Source organism: Desulfuromonas sp., from assembly GCA_002869615.1.
In the GTDB taxonomy this organism is placed as follows: domain Bacteria; phylum Desulfobacterota; class Desulfuromonadia; order Desulfuromonadales; family UBA2294; genus BM707.
This window is the reverse complement of sequence record PKUH01000001.1, coordinates 67,468-90,102: the sequence shown is the minus strand read 5'-3', so window position 1 is coordinate 90,102 and position 22,635 is coordinate 67,468. Positions and strand designations below refer to the sequence as shown.

Sequence of the window (22,635 nt, the reverse complement as noted above, 5' to 3'; positions counted from 1 at the left end):
AATTTCAAGCTTTTTTCTCGTTTAGCGTTTTCCGGGAAGCAGAGCTGTGATATAAAAGGAGCCATGCTTCAACTCAGAGGAATCATAAAGGACTTCGCCGATCGTCGAATCTTTGCCGGCATCGACTGGCACATCCGGCCACATGACCGGATCGGTCTGTGCGGTGATAACGGCGCCGGCAAGTCAACCCTGCTCAAGCTACTGTGCGGGCGGGTCGATACTGATGGCGGAATGGTGCAGGTGGCGAAGGGAACAACCTTCGGCTACCTGCCGCAGGAGGGGCTGCTCCACAAAGGTCAAAGCCTTTTTTCTGAGGCGCACTCCGCCTTGAGCGAGCTGTTGTCGATTCAGCAGGAGCTGCGTCATCTAGAAACGGCCATCTCCGAACGCAATGACAAGGACGATCTTGAACGCTATGCCGAGTTGCAGGAGATCTTCGAAAAGAGGGGCGGCTACACCATGGAATCGGAGGTCGGCAAGGTGCTCACCGGTCTCGGGTTCTCTTCCGCCGATTTCGAAAAGCCGTGTGAACAATTTTCCGGCGGCTGGCAGATGCGGATCGCCCTGGCGAAGCTGCTTTTACAGCGGCCAAACCTGTTGTTGCTCGATGAACCGACCAATCATCTCGATCTTCCGGCCCGTGACTGGCTCGAGGATTACCTTCTCGCCTATCCGCACGCGGTGGTTCTGGTGTCACATGATCGCTTCTTTCTCGACAAAGTGGTCGGCCGGATCGTTGAGGTCTGGAACGGTACTCTGACCGAATATCCCGGTAACTACAGCCGCTACCTGACTGCCCGCGATGAACGGATCAGGGCGTTGCGCGACGCCAAGAAGCAACAGGACGACGAGATCGCCAAAACCGAGGCGTTCATCAACCGCTTCCGCTACCAGGCCAACAAGGCATCTTTGGTTCAGAGTCGGGTCAAGAAGCTGGAGAAGATCGAGCGGATCGAGCTGCCGCCAGAGCGCAAAAGGATCGCATTCGATTTCCCGCCGCCGCCCAAGGGCGGCCGTATGGCGGTCGAGCTGAGTAAGGCCGGGCAGCGCTACGGCGATCTGCAGGTTCTTGAAGATGTCGATGTTCTGATTGAGCAGAACGAGCGGGTCGCTCTGGTCGGACCGAACGGCGCCGGCAAGTCAACCCTGATGCGGCTACTCGCGGGAATTGAGGCACCGGATCGGGGTGAGCGGAAGGAAGGGCACAATCTGCATCAGGCCTATTTTGCCCAGGACCAGGCGGAAGAGCTCAACCGGGATAACGATGTGCTTGCCGAAATCAGTGCCGATGCACCGTTCGCCATGGTGCCGAAACTACGCAATATCCTCGGCGCTTTTCTTTTTTCCGGTGACGATGTCGAAAAAAAGGTGTCGGTCCTTTCGGGTGGCGAGCGCAACCGGTTGGCGCTCGCCAAGCTGCTGTTGCGTCCGGCCAACCTGTTGCTGCTTGACGAACCGACCAACCATCTCGATATTCATTCGAAACAGGTTCTTCTCGATTCGCTGAAAAAATATAACGGGACTGTTGTGTTTGTTTCGCATGACCGGTATTTTGTTGATGAACTGGCAACCCGTGTGCTCGAGGTCGGCAACCGCCAGGTTGTCTCCTGGTTCGGCAACTACGGAGATTTTCTGCGCGCCAAGGAGCGGCAGGGCGACAGCAGTCACAGCCATGACCGGGTTGAGCAGCAACAGGACAAGGCGAACGCTGTAGTCGACAAGGCGGAACGGGTACAGTCTCACGCTGAGCGCAAGGAGAAACAGCGGGTTGAAAAAAAACGGCTAAAGGAACTGGCAGCGGTCGAGTCAGAGGTTGCGATACTGGAAGAAAAATTAGCCGAACTTGAAACCGAAATGGCTGATCCGGAGCTTTATCAGAACGCCGAACGCTGGAAAGACGTGTCGTTAGAGCACCAACAGCTGAAAGATAAGCTTGATGCTCTTTATATCCGCTGGGAAAAACTGAGCCTGGCGGAATCTGCCTGAAACGGGGGTTGTGATGGACGATACCGGACTGTTTGTTGTTACTGTGGCGAGCGAAAAAGGGGGGGTCGGAAAAACGACCATCGCCACCAATCTCGCTGTCTATCTGAAAGCGCTCTGTGAAGACCTGCCGGTAACGGTCATCTCTTTTGATAATCACTTCAGTGTCGACAATATGTTTGCCATTGGTGAACACCGGGGGTACTCGGTCGCCGGGATCTTTTCCGGAAAGCCGCTCGACGAAATGGTGCAACTTGGCGAATACGGTGTTCAATTTATGGTGTCCGAGCGCCAACTGAATCCGCCCGATGATGATATCTCTCATCTGAGCAAGGTTCTCGCCCGGGGCGATCTCTCCGGCATCCTGGTGATCGATACGAGGCCGATTCTCGATTATTTCACCCATAGTGCATTGCTGGCAGCCGACCTCGTACTGGTGCCGGTGAAAGATCGGCCATCGTTGGTCAACGCTTCGGCTCTGCGTCAGGCGATGCTTGATGCCGGCAGTGACCCGGAAAGCCTCTGGCTGGTGCCGAGCCTGATCGATGGCCGCACCCGCCTCAAGGAGAGAACCGTAGGCATGCGTGATTTTCTCGTCTACTCAGCCGAGGAACGTGATTTTCAGGTTGTCGATACTTACATGTCGAAGAGTCCAAAAGTTGAAAGTCTGACGACCAGCTTCAGCAGCCGGATCTATCCGGTGCTGACACATGCCAGGGGTACCTCGGTTCATAAGCAGTTCAAGGATCTGGCGGCCTTTGTCGGCAAGCAGTACAATGTCGAGAACAGGCTGTCAGGCAAACCGCCGGCCCGGGTTCTCGCCGCCGTTGATGAAATGCCGCCGGGACGGGCCAGTCACCTGACCGGAGAATGCCCGAACTGTGGTCGCCGTGTAACCGGGCAGGATGGGTATTTTTTCCAGGATCTGCGTCATCATCAGACCGGCTTTTTCCATAGCAGCTGTGTTGATCTGCTGTTGGCCAACTCGGAGTTGCAGGCACTCTTCCCGGAGCGCGGCGGGCTACTGTTTCATCTCCCCGATACCGGGTTGACCGGTGAAGGGGGGGATGTCACCCTTGCGCTCTATGATGAAGATGGTGAAGAGGTTGTTACTGAACTGGTACCGCAGGCCGCCGCCGAAAAAATCATAAAAATGATGAATGCCGCAACCGATCGGGACGATTCGGAAATGTTTCGCGAGATGATCCTTGTCGCAATTGACCCTGATCCGCCCATTCACTTCCTCGAGGATGAGGGCGCGGGGCGTTTCGCTCAACTCCGCCGGCATGTTATGACCGATTTGCGGGCCAAGGATCAGTTTTGAATAATTTTTCTCCGGGAGGTCAAATTGTTTAAATCCTTTCGTGACATGCAACGCCTGGCCGGCGGCTTTCAGGCCGCCAAGATTTTTCTGACAGCAAATGATCTCGGACTGTTTCTCGAGATTGGCGCTGCTGAAAAGAGTCCTGGCGAACTGGCCGCAGCTCTTTCGGTTGACCGCCGCGCTCTCAGGTTGCTGCTAAATGCCCTGACCGCTCTCAATATGCTTGAAAAAGGTGATCACGGGTACCGCAACCATCCGGTCGTTTACGAACATCTTGGCAATCCTGCTACCTATCGCGGAGCAATTTTTCGGCATATCCATCACTGCTGGGATTCCTGGAGCCGGCTACCCGGTGTTGTCCAAACCGGCAAACCCGATTTTGCTGCCGAAGCAAACGCCCTTGGCGAGAATGATGAATGGACCCGTGATTTTATCGAGGGGATGAATGATGTCACCCGTGACCTCGCACCCCAGGTCGTGCCGCAGCTCGATCTCGAGCGGGCGGAAGTGCTGATTGATGTCGGCGGTGGGCCCGGTACTTACGCGGCCGCATTCCAACAGTTCTGGCCCGAGCTTTCGGAAATCCGTATTTTTGATCTGCCCGACGCCCTGGCCCTCGGCCGCAAACGACTGGAAGATCTGGAGTCGGCCAGCAAGGTCAGATTTTATCCCGGAAATTTCGAGATCGACCCGATTCCCGGCGGTGCCGATGCGATCTGGTTGTCCCAGGTCCTGCATTCACAAAATGAAAGCGGCTGCCAGGAGCTGATCAGGAAGTTGTATGCCGCACTTGACCGCGGTGGTAAATTGATGGTGCATGAATTCCTGCTTGACGACGACAAGGCTTCGCCGGTGATGGCCTCGATCTTTGCCGTTCATATGCTGGTCATGACTGAAGGGGGGCGAACCTATAGCGGCGCAGAAATCGGGGCATGGATGAAGGCCGCAGGATTTGTCGATATCGCTGTCCTGAATGTCAGTGATGATACCGCTGTTGTTAGCGGCAGAAAACCGTGAAGGAATTGCGGTGCCACCGCAATAAAGCGATTGACACGATTCTGTGTTTCATATAATAATCTAATGTTTACTGGTATTTATGACCTCTAAGACTGGAATACTAAAGAAGTGACGCTATGATTCTCTTGCCCCGCGGAAATCCTGTCCGGGAAAAAGTCAACCCCGGAAAAATCAATATGCCTGACGCTCTCGGCAAACTGCAGAAGAGTGGCTTTACCGGTTATCTCCGGTTTGAGGCTGCCGCCGGCACCGGGGTTATTATCTTCAGCTCCGGTAAATTGATCAGTGCACTGTACGAGGAGACCAACGATCGTCTGATTGCTTACGACGCGATCGCCCGCATTTTTGAACTCTCCCTCTCCGGATTGTTGATTCTCGATATCTACAAGCTGTCGACAGAACTCGCCATGAGTATCCATGCCCTGTTGCACGGAAACATCCTGTATAAAGGTCAGGAGCTTAAGTTGATTGATATCAAGGCGCTGCTCGGCAAGCTCAAGCAAGACAAGATGAGCGGCTGCCTGCGGATCTACAACGACGAAAAGATCGCTCTGATTTTCTACAAGGATGGTAATCCGCTCGGCTTTTTCCATGACGGCTCGACCGATATCGAGACCAAGGCCGACGATTCGATGTCGGTGGCCAAATTGCCGGGAGCCAAAGTCGATGTTCTGAGCTCCGGCGGCGCTGATGAGATTGACCTGGCTGACCTGATGGCATCGGCTGACCTGTCGGCGCTCTGGAAAAAAGCTCACGAAATGATTGCCAAGAACAAGAAAAACCAGCAACAGGAACAGAATCGCGACAAGGAAATGGAACAGAAAAATCGTCGCATCCGTTTACAATCGATGCTGCGCAGTGCCGCCGAGAAGCATATTGGCAAGATCGGTATCCAACTGGTCGACAAGGAGATGGAAAAGCACATTCCTGAAAATGGCGAATGGACTGATGCCATGTTCAGTCAACTGCTTGACGATCTTTCCCGGGCTGCCAAAATGGTTGCCGGTCCTTCGGCTATTAAATCGATGATTGAAGATATGCAGAAAATTGCCCGCTCCATTTCGTAGGAGGGGGCTTTGTTTTTATTGATCTTAACAGGTTGGAGGTAATGTTATGGGTATGGATTGGACAATTATCACTCTCCCTCTCTGGGTTCTGGCAGGTATCGTCTCGTTCTATTTCAGTCTCGGGAATGCCCGGGTCTGGACCAGTATTGCTGTCGGCTTTTTCCTGATACTGGTCGCCGAGATTCTGCCGACCGCGATTGACTTCCTCCCCGGCCTGGAAATCCCCGAAATTCAGGCAATGACATCGATTGTCGGGACCATGGCAATCCTGATCATGAGTCACGGCTTTCAGGAGTATTATGTTTTTTCGCGCACGCTCGAACTGGAAGGAAACAAAGCCTTTGTTTATCTGGCCACGATCGGAGTTATCGTCGCTTCGGCGGTTTTTATCTGGATCAATATTACTCCGAATGAGCGGACTCTTGAAGTTATTAACATCGTTGAGAATACAAACTGGGTCTTTCTCTCGCTGATCAATATCGACCTTATTCGCAAGATATATGTCAATATCCAGGACAGCCCGATCAGTAAGGGATTTGCTGCTTTTATCTTTGTCTTCGCTTTCATCTTCCTGTGGAAGGGCTCGGAACTTTATATCAATGTCTACAGTCTGGATGCCCTCGCAGCCCAGGGCGAGTATCTCGGCCGTTACACCCTGTCGATCTACTGCAAGGAGATTGGCAACGTTCTGGCCGGACTCTCGGTTGGCGGCACCTTCCTGTACCTGGCAAAGCTTCTGCGCTGATCGGTTTGGAAAGGCGTTAATTGGGGGCAGAGGAAACTCTGCCCCTTTTTTGTTATGATAAATCAGGGGGTTCGGCTCGGTTGAGCAGGTCGTGGGCCGCCTGATGCTCCGGGTTGATCTCCAGCACTTTACGGCAGTCGTTTTTGGCCAGTTCCGGTTGCCCTGTATCAAGGTAGGTCTGGGCGCGGCCGAAATAACAATCGGCGTTGACCGGATCGATTTCGAGGGCCGTTTCAAAATCCTCCAGTGCCTTGTCATAACGTTTAAGTATCCGGTTGCACAACCCGCGATTGCATAAACTTCGTGAACTCGTCGGGTCATACCGGATCGCCTGGTTGAAATCGCGTAACGCCCGCGAATGATTGCCCTGGGCAAAAAAGGCCATGCCGCGATGGTTGTAGACCAGAGCCCTGATCGGTGTCTCGATCCGCATACCGAGAATAGCTCCATAAAGCTCGATCGCCGTATCGAAGTCGTTACTGCTGTGGGCTTCAAGGGCGCGCAACATGGTCTTTTCAAGGCGGCTTTTAAGGGTCGACGCGATCGGCTTGGGTCCGTTCTGTAATGGCGGATCAATATTGATCAGATCGAGATTCAACGTCTCTTCAAGGACCGAACTCCGGCGCATACGTCCATGCTGACGGATTTCATTCTGGTAATCCCGGATCTCCTGAAAGATCAGATCGGACAGATTCAGCGTAGCATTCAGTGAGGCCAGCTTGCGCCGGATCGATTCCTTTGGCAGGGAGATGTCCGATTTGTAAACCAGCTCATGCTCGACTTCAGCCCAGGCATCCTGCAGGATGGTCCGGAGCTGGACTTCGCAGACGTTGCGTACTCCGGGCAGTTTAGCCTTGATCATCTGCTGTTTCGGTTTGATCATCAAATGAACCGAGTCATAACCGAATTCACGAAATGAGTGTTGAGTCGATTTCCGCTCAGTTTCAATCACGTCATAATTGGCGATGAGAATCCGCTCGACTGTTTCGATGTCTTCGAGAAACGGGCAAATGATGCGCAGGGCGAAAAAATCCCCGAGTGATCGATTGCCGCGACCGGTGCCGCGCAGACGATTTTTTCTCAACTTGTCGAAATAGGCATCAAAGCGCTTGACCCGGTACTTGATCGTCGGGGTGAAATCGTGTCGTTCAAGAAGGCGCCTGATCTCCTGGTAAAGCGAATGCAACGCCCCTTCCAGGTTGGGCAACTGGCGATCATAGATAGCCCTGGTTCTGCTCATGTTCGGCACTTGGCTTTTTTTTCCGGTTTTCTTCTTCAGGGTTTGTCTCCTCCCAGCCGGACGCGGACATGGTAGTTGCCGGGTTCCTTTGTTAACGGGATAACCTTGTTCTCCAGATACCTCCCATCAAGTTCGACACTTGCGATGCCGCTCATGACATGCTCGGGGTTTTCAACGTCAATTCGATAGTGGGCGTCACCATGTCGATACTCAACACAGAAGCTCTCCCATTCCTGCGGAATCACCGGGTGGATGTGGAGCGTATTCTCAATCTGTTTGAGTCCGAAGATCTCTTCAACCCAGGCGCGGTACGTCCAGGCGGCTGAACCAGTATACCATGACCAGCCGCCACGACCGACGCGGCCGGGAAGTCGGTATATGTCTGCGGCGATCGCGTAGGGCTCAAGCCCGTAGTGGGCAGCTGCCTCGCGGTCCCGGGTATGTTCCATCGGGCTCATCATGTTGAGAAGCTTGACCGCGCGGTTGCCATCTCCTTTGCGCGCCAGAGCCATGGCAAACCAGAGTGCCGCATGGGTGTACTGACCACCGTTCTCCCTGACTCCCGGCGGGTAGCCTTTGATATAGCCGGGATTTTGTTCTGAATGATTAAAAGGCGGCTCGAACAGCAGAACCAGCCGTTCATCCTCCAGGATCAGGTGCTCCCACGCCGATTCTATGGCCTGTTCGGCCCGTTCGCGGTTGCCGGCTCCGGTCAGCCAGGCCCATGATTGCGGGAGCGAATCTATCTTCGCTTCATCGCACCGCGACGAACCGAGTGGCGATCCGTCATCGAACGTGCCGCGTTGATACCAGGCCCCATCCCAGGCAACTTTCTCGATCTGCTGAACCAGATCATTCCGTTTCTGACGATATTCCTGTTCGAGTTCCGGTTTGCCAAGGCGGTCTGCCAGATATGCCATGCCGGCCAGTATTTCGAAGAGAAACCAGCCCAGCCAGACCGATTCGCCCCGGCCATCGGCTCCGACCAGGTTCATCCCGTCGTTCCAGTCGCCGGTGCCGATCAGAGGGAGACCGTTCGGGCCGGATGTCAGGCCTTTTCGGACTGCCCGCTGGCAGTGTTCAAAGATAGTACCCTGTTCGAATGTGATCTCAGGGGCACTGAAAACTTCGTGTTGACCCGGTTCCAGCAATGGTGCGCTGAGATATGGAACGTCGATGTTGAGAATGTCAGCATCACCCGTTGAACGGACATATTGGCTGGTGACGAATGGAAGCCAGAGCAGATCATCGGAAATCCTCGAGCGGATACCGGCACCGGTCGGCGGGTGCCACCAGTGCTGAACATCACCTTCACGGAACTGGCGACTGGCCGCAAGCAATATCTGCTCTCTTGCCAGTTCGGGGCGGGTGAACAGAAAAGCCATTACATCCTGCAACTGATCACGATAACCGAACGCACCCCCGGACTGGTAAAAAGCCGACCTGCCCCAGATCCGACAACTGAGTGATTGATAAAGGAGCCAACGGTTGATCAGGATGTCGGCTGCAGGTTCGGGGGTTGTGACCCTGATTGTGCCGAGTAACCGGTCCCACCATTCGCATGTTGCAGTCAACGACGATTCAACAATACTATGATCACGGAAGGTTCGCGAGAAAAGCCGTGCCTGCTCGACCGACTCTGCCTGCCCGGTGATACAGAGGACCTCTTCAGTTTCGTCCGGGGCAAGCTCAATCGTTGTTTGCAGGGCGGCACAGGGGTCGCAGCCGGCACCGCCGTGGTTGTTGAGATTTTCGAGCAACATTGCCTGTGGAGCTGTCATTGTACGATTGCGGCCGATAAAGGCAGTCCGGTCACCCGCCCATGAGTCCGGTTTTGGCGTCATCGCGAAGAAGGTTACGCGATTGCCGTATTCGGGGTGATAGCAGTTGCGGGCGAGCAGAATCCGTGATTCGCTGTCCCAATGAGTCATCGCATGCATCTGGGAAACTTCACGATGCTCGCCGAGCGTCAGTTCCGTATACCAGGTAACACTGATGGTTCGTTTACGACGGGCTTTGTTTTTAAGCCTCAATCGCTGAATTCTGACCGGGCTGTTGTTGCTGTCAACCGGAACGAACATCGTCAGTTCGGATTCAGTGCCGGCATGATTGTGTTCAAATATCGTATAGCCGGCGCCGTGTCGACAGCGATATGGCGAGTCATTGCGAATCGGTGCCGAGGTTGCAGTCCAGAAGTCCCCCGTTACTTCATCACGGAGATAGATTGCTTCCGACGGAGGGTCGATGACCGGGTCGTTTGACCAGCTGTTGATCCGGTTGCGCTGGCTGTTGCCATACCAGGAGAAGCCGGCTCCTGTTTCGCTGACCAGGGCGCCAAAGTCGGGATTGGCCATGACGTTAACCCATGGCGCCGGTGTACTGACACCCGGCTTCAGCTCGATCACATATTCTTTTCCGTCGGGAGTGAAGCCGCCATAACCATTGTGGTGCAGAAGCTCAATGTCCGGCAAAGGTGGTGACGGGCTGTCAAAGTTGCCTGACTTTTTAAACAATGGTGGCAGTACGGGAGTTGGCCGTGGCACCCCCAGCTGTTGTGAGAGCGACCCGCGGGCTGCAACCAGAAAGACCGACGCCGCAGCTTTGAGCAGTCTGAGGTCCTCATCCGGCATTTGTTCAGCGCTGCGCAGGTATATGCCGCTTGGTTGATCGCGGCCGGCAAACATTGAGTGGGCCTGAATCAGATGGACCAGCCGCTCGCGCAAGGGTTGCTCATAACTTTCCGATTCCTCGTTAAGGATGACGAGGTCAGCGAGAAAGCCGTGGCGACGCCAATAGGTATGAGCCTGAAGAAGTTGGCGAACCAGGCCGATGTCACGGGTTTCGTCGATTGAGACAAGCAGAATTGGCAGATCTCCAGAGATTGCGTAGGGCCAGAGTCCGGATTGGCCTTTTCGGTTCTCTTCAAGTGTTTCAGCCGGTGCGCGCAACAGATTGTTCGGGAAGATGAGATGATCGGCCAGTTGTTGAAAGCGTCTGGCCTCGTCCGGCAGGATGTGGAGCTGGCGAAGCTCAATCTGGGCTGAACGCCAGGCAAAATCCATCGCCCGGTTTACGGCCTGCATGGTGTTGTATTTTTCAGCGAGATCAAGGACCTTTTGTCGTGAATCACCGGCGGCAATGATCATTGCAACAGAAACCCGTTCGCTCGGTTCGAGCGATACGGTTTCGCGCAGACAAAGAACCGGATCAAGGACGAAGCCGTCATTATTGCCGAGGCTGCTGCTGGCTCCACGGGCCGTTGCCAGATTCTGCCCCCGGCCGATGAATTGGCTGCGATCGGTCTCGAAACGCCAGTGCTTCTGTTCCTGGTCATTGACGAAACGGTGCGCGACAAAGAACGGCTCAGCCTCTTCGCTCCGGTAGCGCCGATAGGCAAGAAGGGTTCTTTTCTCCTCGACGGCCTCCGTCTGGATGAAAAGTTTATTGAAAGCCGGATGCGCCCGGTCAGCGGCGTGAGGTGTCATCGAAAGTTCAATGTAACTGGTCAGGTTGAGCCGCTTGGCGTGGGATGACCGATTGATCAGCGTCATTCGCCGGATCTCGACGTCATCTTCCGGGGCAACCAGAACCTCTGTTTCAAGCTGGACGTCATTTTCGAGTCGGCGGAAGATTGCCCGGTCGAGGGCGAGTTCTGCATTGTAATAGTCTGGCTCTCCGCCAATCGGGTGATAGGTTGCAGACCAGGTTTTTCGTTCTGCCAGATCATTAAGATAGCAGTAGACTCCCCAGCAGTCGTTTGTTCGATCAGCGCGCCAGCGGCTGATCTCCTGTCCTTTCCATTTGCTGTATCCGCCACCGGTATGGGTAATCATCAGGTCGTAGTGGCCGTTGCAGAGGATCTGGGTTTTCGGCATTGATGTGTGCGGAGTTTCAAAGGTTCCGGATGCCGGGATGTCCGAACTGCTTTCGACCAGAGAAGTGGTCCGCTCACGAGTTGCCGTCAGCTGAAGTGGAGGCAAGGTCGGAATCCTCTCCTGCAGCAACGGTTCGAAAGCCCGGGCCCTCGGATCGGCATGAAAGCGGCGCTGGAAGAGATTGTTGTGCAGGAAGTTTGTCAGGGCAAGAAATCCCATCCCCTGGTGATGAGCCATATAAGCCTGGATTTTGACACCCCTCTGGCCATCCCGTTCCGGTTTGCGGCGGAAATCTATCGCTTCAAAGTAGCCGTATTTATCGAGCATACCGAGTTGGTCAAGGTCTCTTAGATTCTGAACCGTTTCCTTCGGCATGATTCCGACGGCCATCAGGGTTGAATAGGGTGAAACAACGAGTTGGTCCTCGAGAACCCGCTTCAAACCGAGCTTTGGAACGCCGAAAGCCTTGTACTGGTAAGTTTTATTGAAATCTAGGTCGCCGAATGCGGATTCGGATATGCCCCAGGGGATACCGTTCTTTCTGCCATATTCGATCTGGGTGTCAACCGCATTGTGTATCGCCTTGTCGAGCAGGGAGTAGCGATAGGAGCGGAGAAATATTTGTGGCATCAGGTACTCAAACATGGTTCCGGTCCAACTGAGCAGAACGCGGTGTCGACCGACCAGAGTGTGCGGACGCCCCATGGTGAACCAGTGTTCCATCGGGATGTCGCCGCGGGCGATCGCAACAAAACCACCGAAGCGGGCTTCACTCGCCAGCAAATCGTAATAGGATTTGTCCATCTCGCCTGATGAAACATTGTAGCCGATTGAAAACAGCTTCCTCTCCGGATGATAGAGAAACTTGAGGTTCATGCCGCCCGCCAGGTTACGGATGCTGGACAGAAGATCTTCATGCCGTTGTCTGAATGCGCTGGCGTGACGTTGGGCGACAGCAAAACGATCAAGGACTTCTCCCGCCCATTTGGCAAGGGACGGAGATTCGGTGTGGGCATTTTCACGGATAATGTTCAGCAGAGCGCCCGAAGCCGATTCCCCCCGGGCGAGATTTCTTATCGATGGCGCCTGGCTCAGGTCTTCGTTGATCTCGGAAAGATTCCTGATCGCGGTTTCGGCGAGCTTGCTCTGCTGCTGGCCAAGCAGCTCAATCCACGAAAGATACTGATCGGCCATCTCTGACCAGTTTGCGAATTCAGTGACCAGCGCTTTGCACCAGTAACTGACCTCACACGGCTCAGGATAGATTTCGAGTATTGAATTGGTGATATTCTTGCCGGCATCGGCCGACTGACGTAGTAGTTTCAGCTGGTCGACAGTCTTGCGTGGTGGCCGATCGAGTTGTTCAAGCAGTGCGGTCAAGTCTCTGCGAATCGGCTTGAGAGTATTATCGTCACGAATCCGCCTCAGCAAAATGCGGCCGGTATCATGCAGACCGTCAAAAGTTGAACGACTGATAATTTCACCGGTGAATTGATCTTTGAGCCCCTGTTGCAGGGTCCAGAGCGCACCGAGGAAGTTGCCGCTGTCGACAGTCGATACATAACGGGGTTCCAGCGGCGTGAGGTTGCCGATGTCATACCAGTTCAACAGATGGCCTTCGAAGCGTTCCAGCTTTTCGATTGACTGCATGGTCGATTCGAGTTTATCGAGGGTCCCGACCTGAGTGATATATCCGCTGTCGCAAGCCGCGACGGTGCTGAGCATGGCAAAACCGATATTGGTCGGGCTGGTCCGCAGAGCCAGCTGATCCTGATGCGACACCTGGTAATTGTCAGGCGGCAGCCATGAGGTCTCGGCGTTAACAAAGTCGGCGAAAAAACGCCAGGTCAGGCGATTGATTCGGCGCAGAAACAGAATTTCTTTCGCCGGTAAAAGCTCGCGTTGGTTTTTTTCGATTGGCCGGGCTGTCAGGAGCCACCCGAAAAAAGGCGAGAAAAACCAGAGGAGCAGCCATGGGCTGGCCTGTACAAGGTTGTCCGGTTGCTGCTCAGACAGGAGCAGACTGATTGCCACGGCAGAAGCTGAGGCGAGGAGCAGGGAAGCAGCGAAAAGGCGGCGGCGGCGTTGAACCGTTGTCTGGGCAGCGTACGCGGTTGTCCATTCGAGGAGTTTGCGATGAGAGATGAAAAGGCGGTACCAGGCTTGTAAAATCGCGGCAAATGTTACCCACGCCTGATGGGGCAGCATAGCTATTTCTGCGAGAGCCCGCTGCAGATGGTTGAGGTGCAGGGAAACCGAGAAGCCTCTGATGCCTTTCCGGGTTGTCACGGCAGACAGGATCTGGGATACGGGGTTGAAGAAGATTTGCAGGCCGATCATCATCATAACGGCCATGGCTGCCTGCTGTGATGTCAACCATGCGGCAATCAGCAGGGCAAGGTTGAAGGTTGGCAGGAGGCTGCGCCTGAGGTTGTCCAGAACTTTCCAGCGGTTGAAGATCGAAATCGGGTTCTTTCTGAAACCGCCACCTTTTTTCGGGACCCAGGGAAAGATCCAGGGGAATATTTGCCAGTCTCCGCGAATCCAGCGTCGAAGCCTGGTAATAAAACCAAGGTAATCCTGGGGGAAGTCGTCGAACAGTTCGATATCACTGACCAGTGCCGTCCGGACGTGTGCGCCTTCAATCAGATCGTGACTCAGGACCAGTTCATCGGGGAAATTATTCGAGAGAATCCGGCTGAAGGCTCTGACATCATAGATCCCCTTGCCGTGGTATGAACCTTCACCACTCAGGTCCTGGTAGACATCCGAGACCACCCGTGTATAAGGGTCGACGCCGACGGCATCGGCGTAAATCTGGCTGAATGGAGATTTGCTCGTGCTTTGCAGCGACGGGGTGACACGGGGCTGAAGAATCGTGTAGGTCCCACGTTTGATCTGTCCAGACTCATCAATCTGCGGCTGATTGAGTGGATGGGCCAGGGTTTCGATCATCCGCCGGGCGGTGCCGTGCGGCAACTGGGTGTCACTGTCCAGGGTGATAATAAAACGGATGCCGTCAAGTTGTTCCGGGTTCCCGGCATAGACGAGCTTGTTTGCACTGTCCGGGCTGCTGCCGTCGAGCAGCTGATTCAACTCTTCCAGCTTGCCCCGCTTTCTCTCCCAGCCGATAAATTTTTGCTCCGTATTACTCCAGGTGCGTTCGCGGTGAAACAGGAAAAAAGTGTCAGTGTCGTAGCGCCTGTTCAATCCATTGATACTCTTTTGTGCGAGTTGCAGTAGTGCTTCATCTTCTTCATTATGTTCAAGGGTCGAATCTGTGTAGTCGGTAAAAAGCCCGAAGCGAAGATTCGTGTCGCGGTTGGCCATGAAGCGGATTTCGAGTTTTTCAATTTCTTCTCTGATGGCTCCGTCACTTGTCAAAAGGGTCGGCACAACGACAAGTGTCCGGAATTCATCCGGAATCCCTGTTTTTTCAAAATCCATTTTCGAGAGCGGTCGGGGCCTGACCAATCGCGTCAGGAAGTAATTGAGGATTTCGAGAGCCAATTGACTGACCGGAATCGTCAATAAGATAGCGAACCCGAACCGGGCTGCTATCGATTCATTGGTCAATGCAATATTGAACATGAAAAGATAGATGCCCAGGAAGATAGCTCCAAGGCCGCCCAGATAAACTGCGCAGTGGTTGGCCCTCAGGAAAGCCCGGAATCGTTTGCTCCGGTTCTCCCGACAGTCCAGTTTCGCATCGAGGCGAGCTTTGCCCGGACCGAATAGCAGGGTTCCGACGTGACTTTCTGTTGAGCGGGCGAGCTCTATGGCCGTACGCGCGACATCATCTTCGGTTCGGCCGCTGCGTTGTGCATAGTGTTTGATGACCTGCCGGTATTTGTCGCGGGTCTGAAAGTCCATCGCTGGATAAATACCAGCCGGATCGGTGGTCATGATTTTTTCGACCCAGCTCAATTCTTCGAAGATGTCGCGCCAGTCGATCTGGACGAGTTGGCGGATACTGGTGAATGCGGCCTCGATCAGCAGTTGGTCATGGGCCTGGCGGTTCTGTTCGCTGAAGTTGATATCATTGGCAGATTTTCCAAGTTTACGCTCGAGCCAGCTTTCTACTGGTGCCAGGGTGGCTGCCTGATCATAGAGCAGGCTGATCAGCTGTGAACCGAAATAAAGGCTTGGTTCCGGATGGCGATCATCAAGCTCTGCCAGGATCGAAAATATTTGCGATGAATCGCGCCGGTTGGCGGCAATGAAACGGTTTGCCCAGAAGGCTGCGAGCTGGCGCTCGCGCATGTCATTGTGAACCCGGATTGCCAGATCGAGAATGCTCTCGATCAGGGCGATTCTGAGCATTTGTGGAACCGCCCAGAGTTCGGCAATCGAAAGTTTTTTGAGTGTCTGGTAGGAACTGATGAAGGAAATAATGTTTTCACGATTGAGCCGCGATTCATTGTCGAAAACCATTTCCTTGGCCAGCTCATAAACGCAGGGAAAGCCGGTCCAGTGTTTGTGACTGGTCAGGACCGGCAGTTCACGGTAGTAGCTTTTAGGCAGGTTGACGAGAATATCTCGAACAGCCTTGGCAACCAGGAATTCGTTATCGATGATCCATTCAGCAACCGGTGAAGCACCCTGTTCGAGGCGGCAGGCCTCCGTAAGATCGGTACAGATTTCCTGAAACCATTGACCTTCTTTTTTCAGCCGATGCAGCAGTTCTGATTTACCGGAATCCTTGTTTTGTAGTTGGTGTTCAATCCCCTGGAAGCGGGCTCGGCGGCTGACCTCGTCATCGCTGAGAGGGCCGGCGAGATCGCGCGAGGCCCCCCGGTGTTCGCGACCTGGATGAAGGATGAAAATTGTCGGAAGGGTCTCGCTCTTATCGCGAATTATTGCCATCGGTGATTTCATCGCATCGACCGGTGCCTGTAAGATCAATGCAGCCTCATCCGGCATCAGGGAATGAACGTATTGATCGATAATACGGGTCGCAATACCGAAACGTGACCGTTTAAGCCAGGCAAGTCCAAGGGTGATTCCGATTATTGAACCGCTGACAATCAGTGTATGAAGTGGCAAGTCTTCACCGAATAAGCGCAGATCAAGTTTGCCGATATCGGTAAAAAGCGCTACCAGTCCGGAACCTAAGGTGAGGGCCAGAAGCCCGATGATCCGGGTCCACTTGAAGCAGTCAAGGATGTCGATGTTGCCGCCGCTCGAGCGATGCAGAACAGCGGCTCGACGAAAGCCCTTTTTATTGAGAGCCCAAAGGCACTTGCGTGCATCGGAGCGATTCTGAAAAAAACTTATGAGTATTCCGGTTGGCACAATTAACTCTCCGGTTCGCAATGATGATTCTTTGTGGATAAAGGGCTTGATTTAATTAGATAAAAGGTTTTTTCTGAACCTGTTTGCAACTATCGCACAGAATCGACGATTCGCAAGTGATTGAGGGTATTATAAGATTCAAATTCTGTCATTATTTAAATGAAAAAGGCGACCGTTTCGGCCGCCCTGGTGAGTGTTGATCGGAATCTCTATTCAAGTGATTTTTCAACCCGGTTACGCGGGGGGACCAGGACAATCTGGATCCGCCGGTTCTGGGCTCTTCCTTCGGCGTTATCGTTGCTCGCAACCGGCTGGAAGGGTCCGTATCCGACCGCCGCAAGGCGTTCGCCCGGTATTCCGAGGTCACGCAGAAATCGGACAACCGTTGCCGCCCGGGCAGTTGACAGCTCCCAGTTGGTCGGGAATATCTCGCGGAGGCGGCTGCTGATCGGCACATTGTCGGTGTGTCCTTCGACCTGGATATCCTTGTCCTCAACGTTTTTGACGATATCACCGACTTTTTCCAGGACCTTCAGCCCGGCTTTTTTGATTGTGGCACTGCCGGATGGGAAGAGAATCTTTTCGACCATGTTGACCGTCAGCTTTCCCTGGAGTTCGGAGATGGTTATTTCACCCCGCTCGATTTCAGCCTCCATCTTGTCAAGCAGCTCGTTGTAAGTGCTTTGCATCTTGGCGATACGGGCCTGACGCGCAATCCGCTCACTTTCGACAGCCGCTTCCAGTTTGCGATTTTCGGTTTTTAGCCGGTCGATCTCCTGGCGCATTTCGGCCATGGCGGCCCCCGCTTCGATACTTCTTTCGGAAAGGACCTGCTCAAGTCTCGCAATATCTTTCTGGGCGCGCTCCAGGTCTTCCTGCAGGGCCTTGTTGCTGATTTGCAGATTGTTATAATCTTCCTGCAGGACGGCATGTCTCGCCTGCAGGGCAGCATGGTCATCCTGCAACGACCTCAGCGCTTCCGAAAGTTGGGATGCTTCGCTGACTTTCTCTTCGTATTTGGCCTTGCCGACGCACCCTGAAACGGTCAGTGCCGCAGTCAGTACAAGAATCACCAGATATCTCACGCTTTCCTCCTGTTGTAAGTGAAGTTGATTGATAGCCGTCCGGCAGGTTCGCACATCATTTTCTACTCTATTATTGTACGGTGATTTGTCAAGGGGTTTCAGGTTGCTGAAGGATCAGTATACATGGTATAAATTTGCTCTGTTTTTGTTTTTATTTCATGACTTCAGGGAGATAAAATGGATTTTGAAATACAACGGATTATCCGGACAGCTCTGCAGGAAGATATCGGAATTGGCGATGTCACGACGCGGGCGACAATAGCCCCCTCTTCGTCAAGCCGTGCTGAACTTGTTGCCAAAGAAGACTTCGTTCTGGCCGGCATCGATGTCGCCGCTGAAGTTTTCAGGACCATTGATCCGGACGTTTCATTTGAGGCTCTGGTTGAAGACGGACAGATGGTCAAGCGGGGAGATGTGCTTGCCTGGATCAAGGGAGCATCGACGGCCCTGCTTCAGGGCGAGCGGGTGGCACTCAATCTGCTGCAGCGAATGAGCGGAATCGCGACTCTGACATCGAAGTTCGTTGCCGAAATTGAAGGGACGGGGGCAAGCATTGTCGATACCCGGAAAACGATGCCCGGTCTGCGGGTGCTGGACAAGTATTCAGTCAGAACCGGTGGCGGCACCAATCATCGCACCGCCCTCTATGACGGTGTTCTGATCAAGGAGAATCATATTCGTGCCGCTGGCGGAATCACCGCCGCGATTACCAGCGCCCGGCGACAAATTCCCCATACTCTGAAGATTGAAATTGAAACGACGAGCCGGGATGAGGTTGCCGAGGCCCTTGATGCCGGGGCCGATATCATCATGCTCTATAATATGGGGCTCAGGCAGATGGAAGAGGCGATCGCCCTGATTGATGGCCGGGCCCTGGCCGAGGCATCCGGCGGGATCAATCTTGACACCGTGCGGGCGATTGCCGAAACCGGTGTTGACCTGATTTCGGTCGGTGCCCTGACTCATTCCAGCCCGGCCGTTGATATTTCAATGTTGTTCGATTCCTGAGATGTCTTCGAGTCGGGTCCGCATACTGGAACTGTTCCGTAGCCGTTCCGACGGTTATCTGTCGGGAGAAGAGATCTGTCGTGATCTCGGGATCTCGCGAACCGCTGTCTGGAAACAGATAGGTCAGTTGCGCGAACTCGGTTACGACATTGAAGCCGTTCCCTCAAAGGGGTATGCCCTGCGTGCGACCCCCGATACGTTGATCCCCTCTGAAGTCAAAACCGGTCTGGGTACCGACATCGTTGGTCTGGATGTAATTTTCCTGGAGAAGACCGACTCGACCAATCTGCAGGCCCGGGTTCTGGCCGAACAGGGTGCGGAGCAGGGCACGGTCGTTATTGCCGATCAGCAGACCAGTGGAAAAGGGCGGTTGGGTCGGTTCTGGGTTTCACCGGCCGGTATTAATCTGTACCTGTCGATTATTCTGCGTCCTTCGATCGAGTTACCCCAGGCCACGCAGCTCACCTTTCTGACGGCCGTAGCAGTGGCCGAGGCGATCGAGACGTGCGCAGATTTCCAGCCGCAGCTGAAGTGGCCGAATGATGTCCTGCTCAACGGCAAAAAGGTGGCCGGCCTGCTTAACGAACTGAACGCCGAGACCGAACAGATTCACTTCATGATTCTCGGAATCGGCGTTAATCTGAATATGCCGCCGGAACTGTTTCCGACGGATTTAAGAACACCGGCAACGTCGCTGCTGATTGAAGGGGTGCGTGTGATTTCACGTCTTGATTTTACTCGCTCTCTGTTGCGCAGCACCGATCGGCTTTATCGTCTTTACCTGGAATCGGGATTCAGTCCGATTCTCGCTGCCTGGGAAGGGCGGTGCCAGATGATCGGGCGCAAGGTCGAAGTTGATTATCAGCATAGCCGGGTCTCCGGTACGGTCACCGGGCTCGATGAAACTGGCGCCCTGCTGCTGCGGCTGGCGAGCGGCAGCCAGGAGCGGGTTCTGGCCGGTGATGTCAAACTGATGGATAAGGATTAAGCAAATATGCTACTGGTTATCGATGTCGGCAATACCAACACCGTTCTCGGGCTATATCAGGGGGAAACGCTAAGGCGCGACTGGCGGCTCAACACCGATGAAAATCGTACGGTTGATGAATATGCCATGTTGATTCACGAACTGTTCGGACTGTCGCAGTTGCACTTTACCGATATTGATGGCGTAATCATATCTTGCGTCGTGCCGCCGATGATCAACACCTTCGAGGGCCTTTGTGCCTGCTACTTCAAGCAGAAGCCGCTGATTGTCGGTCCCGGTACCAAGACCGGAATGCCGATACTCTACGATAATCCGAAAGAGGTTGGTGCCGACCGGATCGTTAATTCCGTCGCCGCTTTCGAGATGATTAAATCGAGTCTGATCGTGGTTGACTTCGGAACGGCGACGACTTTTGACTATGTTTCCGAAAAAGGGGAATACCTCGGCGGGGCGATTGCTCCGGGTCTTTCGGTTTCGGCCGAAGCCCTTTTTGATCGCGCCAGTAAGCTGCCGCGGGTCGAATTGACCTGTCCGCCGCAGGTTGTCGCAAAAAATACGGTTAACAGCATCCAGGCCGGCCTTTTTTACGGATATGTCGGACTGGTCGATGGCATCGTCGGCCGGATGCGCGAAGAGAGATCCGGATCTCCCCGGGTTGTCGCGACCGGCGGCCTCGCCCCGGTGCTGGCCGGAGAGTCGGAAACAATTGACCGGGTTGAGCCGAATCTGACGCTGGAGGGGTTGCGAATAATTCATGCCCGCAACCGAGACTGAGCTTTGACAGTCCTCGAGCGTGATGATAAAATACTGAACCTTTTTCAATGTTTATTGAGCCCCTGATTTCCTTCAATTTACATGTCGACAAATATGCGTCGACCAATAAAATACGGATGTAATCGAAAGGAGCAACAATGGGAAAGATCGATACCGTTAATCTTCGTAATGTAGGGTTTGTCGGCCAGGGCGATGCAGGTAAGACTTCGCTGGCTGAAGCAGTTCTGTTCTCCTCGGGAATGACCGAACGTCTCGGCAGTGTAGACGAAGGCAATTCGAACTTCGACTATGATGAAGAAGAAAGCAAACGCAAGATTACGATCAGCTCCAGCCTGCACCATGCTGAGTGGAAGAATCACGGCATTACCCTGATCGATACCCCCGGATATACGAATTTTCTGCATGATACCCGTCTTTGCATGGCGGCGATGGGTGGTATGGTTCTGGTTGTCTCGGCGGTCGAAGGTGTCAAGGCCCAGTCGAGCATGATCTGGAAATGGGCCGAAGAGTTTCATGTGCCACGGATCGCATTTGTCAACAAGATGGACCGCGAACGGGCTGATTTTGCCAAAGCGATCAGCGAAATGGAGGAGACTCTCGGGACCCGCGCTGCTGTACTCAGCATGCCGATCGGCAGCGAAGAGAACTTCAAGGGGATCATCGACCTGGTCCGGATGAAAGCACGGCTCTTCTCTTTTGACGGCAAGGGTACCTTCGAGGAAGCTGAAATCCCGGATGATCTCATGGAGGAAGCGCAAGAAATGCGTTTCCAGATGGTCGAAGCGGTGGCTGAGGCCAATGATGAGCTGATGGAGAAGTACCTCGAGGAAGACAGCCTCACTGATGAGGATATCTTTGATGGGCTGCACCAGGGGACCAAAGAAGGCATCTTTACGCCGGTTATTTGCGGCAGCGCAACCGCCAACTGCGGCACCCACTTGCTGCTCGATACGATCATTTCCTGTCTTCCGTCGCCAGCCGAGCGGGCGGTCAAGATCGGGACCGATCCGAAGACCGGCGAAGAAATCGAGCGCAAGCCTGTGGCCGACGACCCGTTTTCAGCGATTGTATTCAAAACCATCGCCGATCCCTACACCGGCAAACTGACCGTTTTCCGCGTTGTATCAGGGACCCTCAAAGGCGACAGCTTTTATAACGCCAACAAGGAAACCAATGAGAAGTTTGGCCAGATTCTCAAGCTTGAAGGGAAAAAGCAGAAGCCGGTCAGTGAGGCGAGTGTCGGTGATGTTGTCGCCGTTGCCAAGCTGAAAGAGACGGTCACGGGTGATACCCTCTGCGATTCCGGCAAGCCGGTTGTTTTTGAAGCCCCGCCGAACCCTGAGCCGGTAATTTCCTTTGCTCTTGAAGCAAAGAGCAAGGGCGATGAAGACAAAATCCACAGCTCATTGAAGCGGCTGATGGAAGAGGACCCCTGCATCAAGGTTGTCCGTGACGAAGAGACCAAGGAAATGATCATCTCCGGTATGGGGCAGGTCCATGTCGAGGTCACTATTGCCAAGCTCAAGCAGAAATTCGGGGTTGAGGTCATCCTTAATGAGCCGAAAGTCCCCTACCGTGAAGCGCTCCGTAAAAAGGTCCAGCAACACTACCGCCACAAGAAGCAGTCAGGCGGCAAGGGGCAATTTGCCGATGTCCATCTCGAGATAGAGCCGTTGCCGCGTGGCGAAGGTTACGAGTTTGTTGACAAGATTGTCGGTGGTGTTGTTCCGCGACAGTTTATTCCTGCTGTTGATAAAGGGATCCAGGAGTCGATGCAGAAGGGTATCCTCGCCGGCTTCCCGGTTCAGGATGTTCGGGTCACCCTTTACGATGGCCAACATCATGCTGTTGACTCAAACGAGATGGCATTCAAAATTGCCGGATCAATGGGTTTCAAGCGGGCCATGGAGCAGGCTTCGCCGGTATTGCTTGAGCCGGTTATGCATATGGAGATAACGGTACCGGATGAATGTGTCGGCGATGTTATCGGTGATATGAATTCACGTCGGGGGAAAGTCCTCGGCATGGACCCTCAGGGGGCGACTCAGGTGGTTAATGTCAAGGTCCCGATGTCCGAGGTTTTGAAATATGCACCCGAACTCAGGTCAATGACGTCTGACCGCGGCATGTTTACGATGGGATTCTATCATTATGCTGAAGTTCCAGCGCACATGGTTGATAAAATTCTTGCCGAATTGAACAAGGAAGAATAAATTTAATCAAAACTATAAGAA

12 protein-coding genes are annotated in these 22,635 nt (G+C 53.8%); 9 read left to right on the top strand and 3 right to left on the bottom strand.

Translation table 11 applies throughout. From position 1 onward, the window contains the following. Positions 1-63: 63 nt before the first annotated feature. The 5 genes from C0623_00385 (at position 64) to C0623_00365 (ending at position 6,136) form a co-directional block, all read left to right on the top strand. A complete protein-coding gene (locus C0623_00385) occupies positions 64-1,986 on the top strand; it encodes an ABC transporter ATP-binding protein (protein PLY03842.1) in 1,923 nt (640 codons plus the stop codon). 13 nt (positions 1,987-1,999) lie between these two features. Beyond that, positions 2,000-3,307, top strand: a complete 1,308-nt coding sequence (locus C0623_00380; protein PLY03841.1) for a hypothetical protein — start codon at positions 2,000-2,002, stop codon at positions 3,305-3,307. A 45-nt stretch (positions 3,308-3,352) separates the two neighbouring features. After that, positions 3,353-4,324, top strand: a complete 972-nt coding sequence (locus C0623_00375) for a hypothetical protein (GenBank protein PLY03840.1) — start codon at positions 3,353-3,355, stop codon at positions 4,322-4,324. A 116-nt stretch (positions 4,325-4,440) separates the two neighbouring features. After that, positions 4,441-5,391, top strand: coding sequence for a GTPase-activating protein (locus C0623_00370; protein PLY03839.1), 951 nt, complete (start codon positions 4,441-4,443; stop codon positions 5,389-5,391). A gap of 46 nt (positions 5,392-5,437) precedes the next feature. Further along, positions 5,438-6,136, top strand: a complete 699-nt coding sequence (locus tag C0623_00365; GenBank protein ID PLY03838.1) for a hypothetical protein — start codon at positions 5,438-5,440, stop codon at positions 6,134-6,136. A gap of 52 nt (positions 6,137-6,188) precedes the next feature. On the opposite strand, the gene C0623_00360 is transcribed toward C0623_00365, so the two are convergent. From C0623_00360 to C0623_00350, 3 genes are all read right to left on the bottom strand, one after another. Further along, on the bottom strand, positions 6,189-7,376 hold the full coding sequence (locus tag C0623_00360) for a (p)ppGpp synthetase (GenBank protein ID PLY03837.1): 1,188 nt from the start codon (positions 7,374-7,376) through the stop codon (positions 6,189-6,191). 35 nt (positions 7,377-7,411) lie between these two features. Then, a complete protein-coding gene (locus tag C0623_00355) occupies positions 7,412-16,534 on the bottom strand; it encodes a glycosyl transferase (protein ID PLY03881.1) in 9,123 nt (3,040 codons plus the stop codon). 221 nt (positions 16,535-16,755) lie between these two features. Continuing rightward, positions 16,756-17,631, bottom strand: coding sequence for a chemotaxis protein MotB (locus tag C0623_00350; protein PLY03836.1), 876 nt, complete (start codon positions 17,629-17,631; stop codon positions 16,756-16,758). 177 nt (positions 17,632-17,808) lie between these two features. On the opposite strand from C0623_00350, the gene nadC reads away from it, so the two are divergent. The 4 genes from nadC (at position 17,809) to fusA (ending at position 22,614) form a co-directional block, all read left to right on the top strand. Continuing rightward, positions 17,809-18,639 carry a nicotinate-nucleotide diphosphorylase (carboxylating) gene (gene nadC / locus C0623_00345; protein PLY03835.1) on the top strand — a complete coding sequence of 277 codons (831 nt, stop codon included), beginning with the start codon at positions 17,809-17,811 and terminating at the stop codon, positions 18,637-18,639. A gap of 1 nt (position 18,640) precedes the next feature. Then, a complete protein-coding gene (locus tag C0623_00340; protein PLY03834.1) occupies positions 18,641-19,627 on the top strand; it encodes a biotin--[acetyl-CoA-carboxylase] ligase in 987 nt (328 codons plus the stop codon). Positions 19,628-19,633: 6 nt separating this feature from the next. Continuing rightward, positions 19,634-20,401: a pantothenate kinase gene (locus C0623_00335; GenBank protein PLY03833.1), complete on the top strand. Its 768-nt coding sequence runs from the start codon at positions 19,634-19,636 to the stop codon at positions 20,399-20,401. 137 nt (positions 20,402-20,538) lie between these two features. Next, complete coding sequence (gene fusA, locus C0623_00330) at positions 20,539-22,614, top strand: elongation factor G (GenBank protein ID PLY03832.1); 2,076 nt, start codon at positions 20,539-20,541, stop codon at positions 22,612-22,614. The last annotated feature ends 21 nt before the right edge of the window (positions 22,615-22,635 follow it).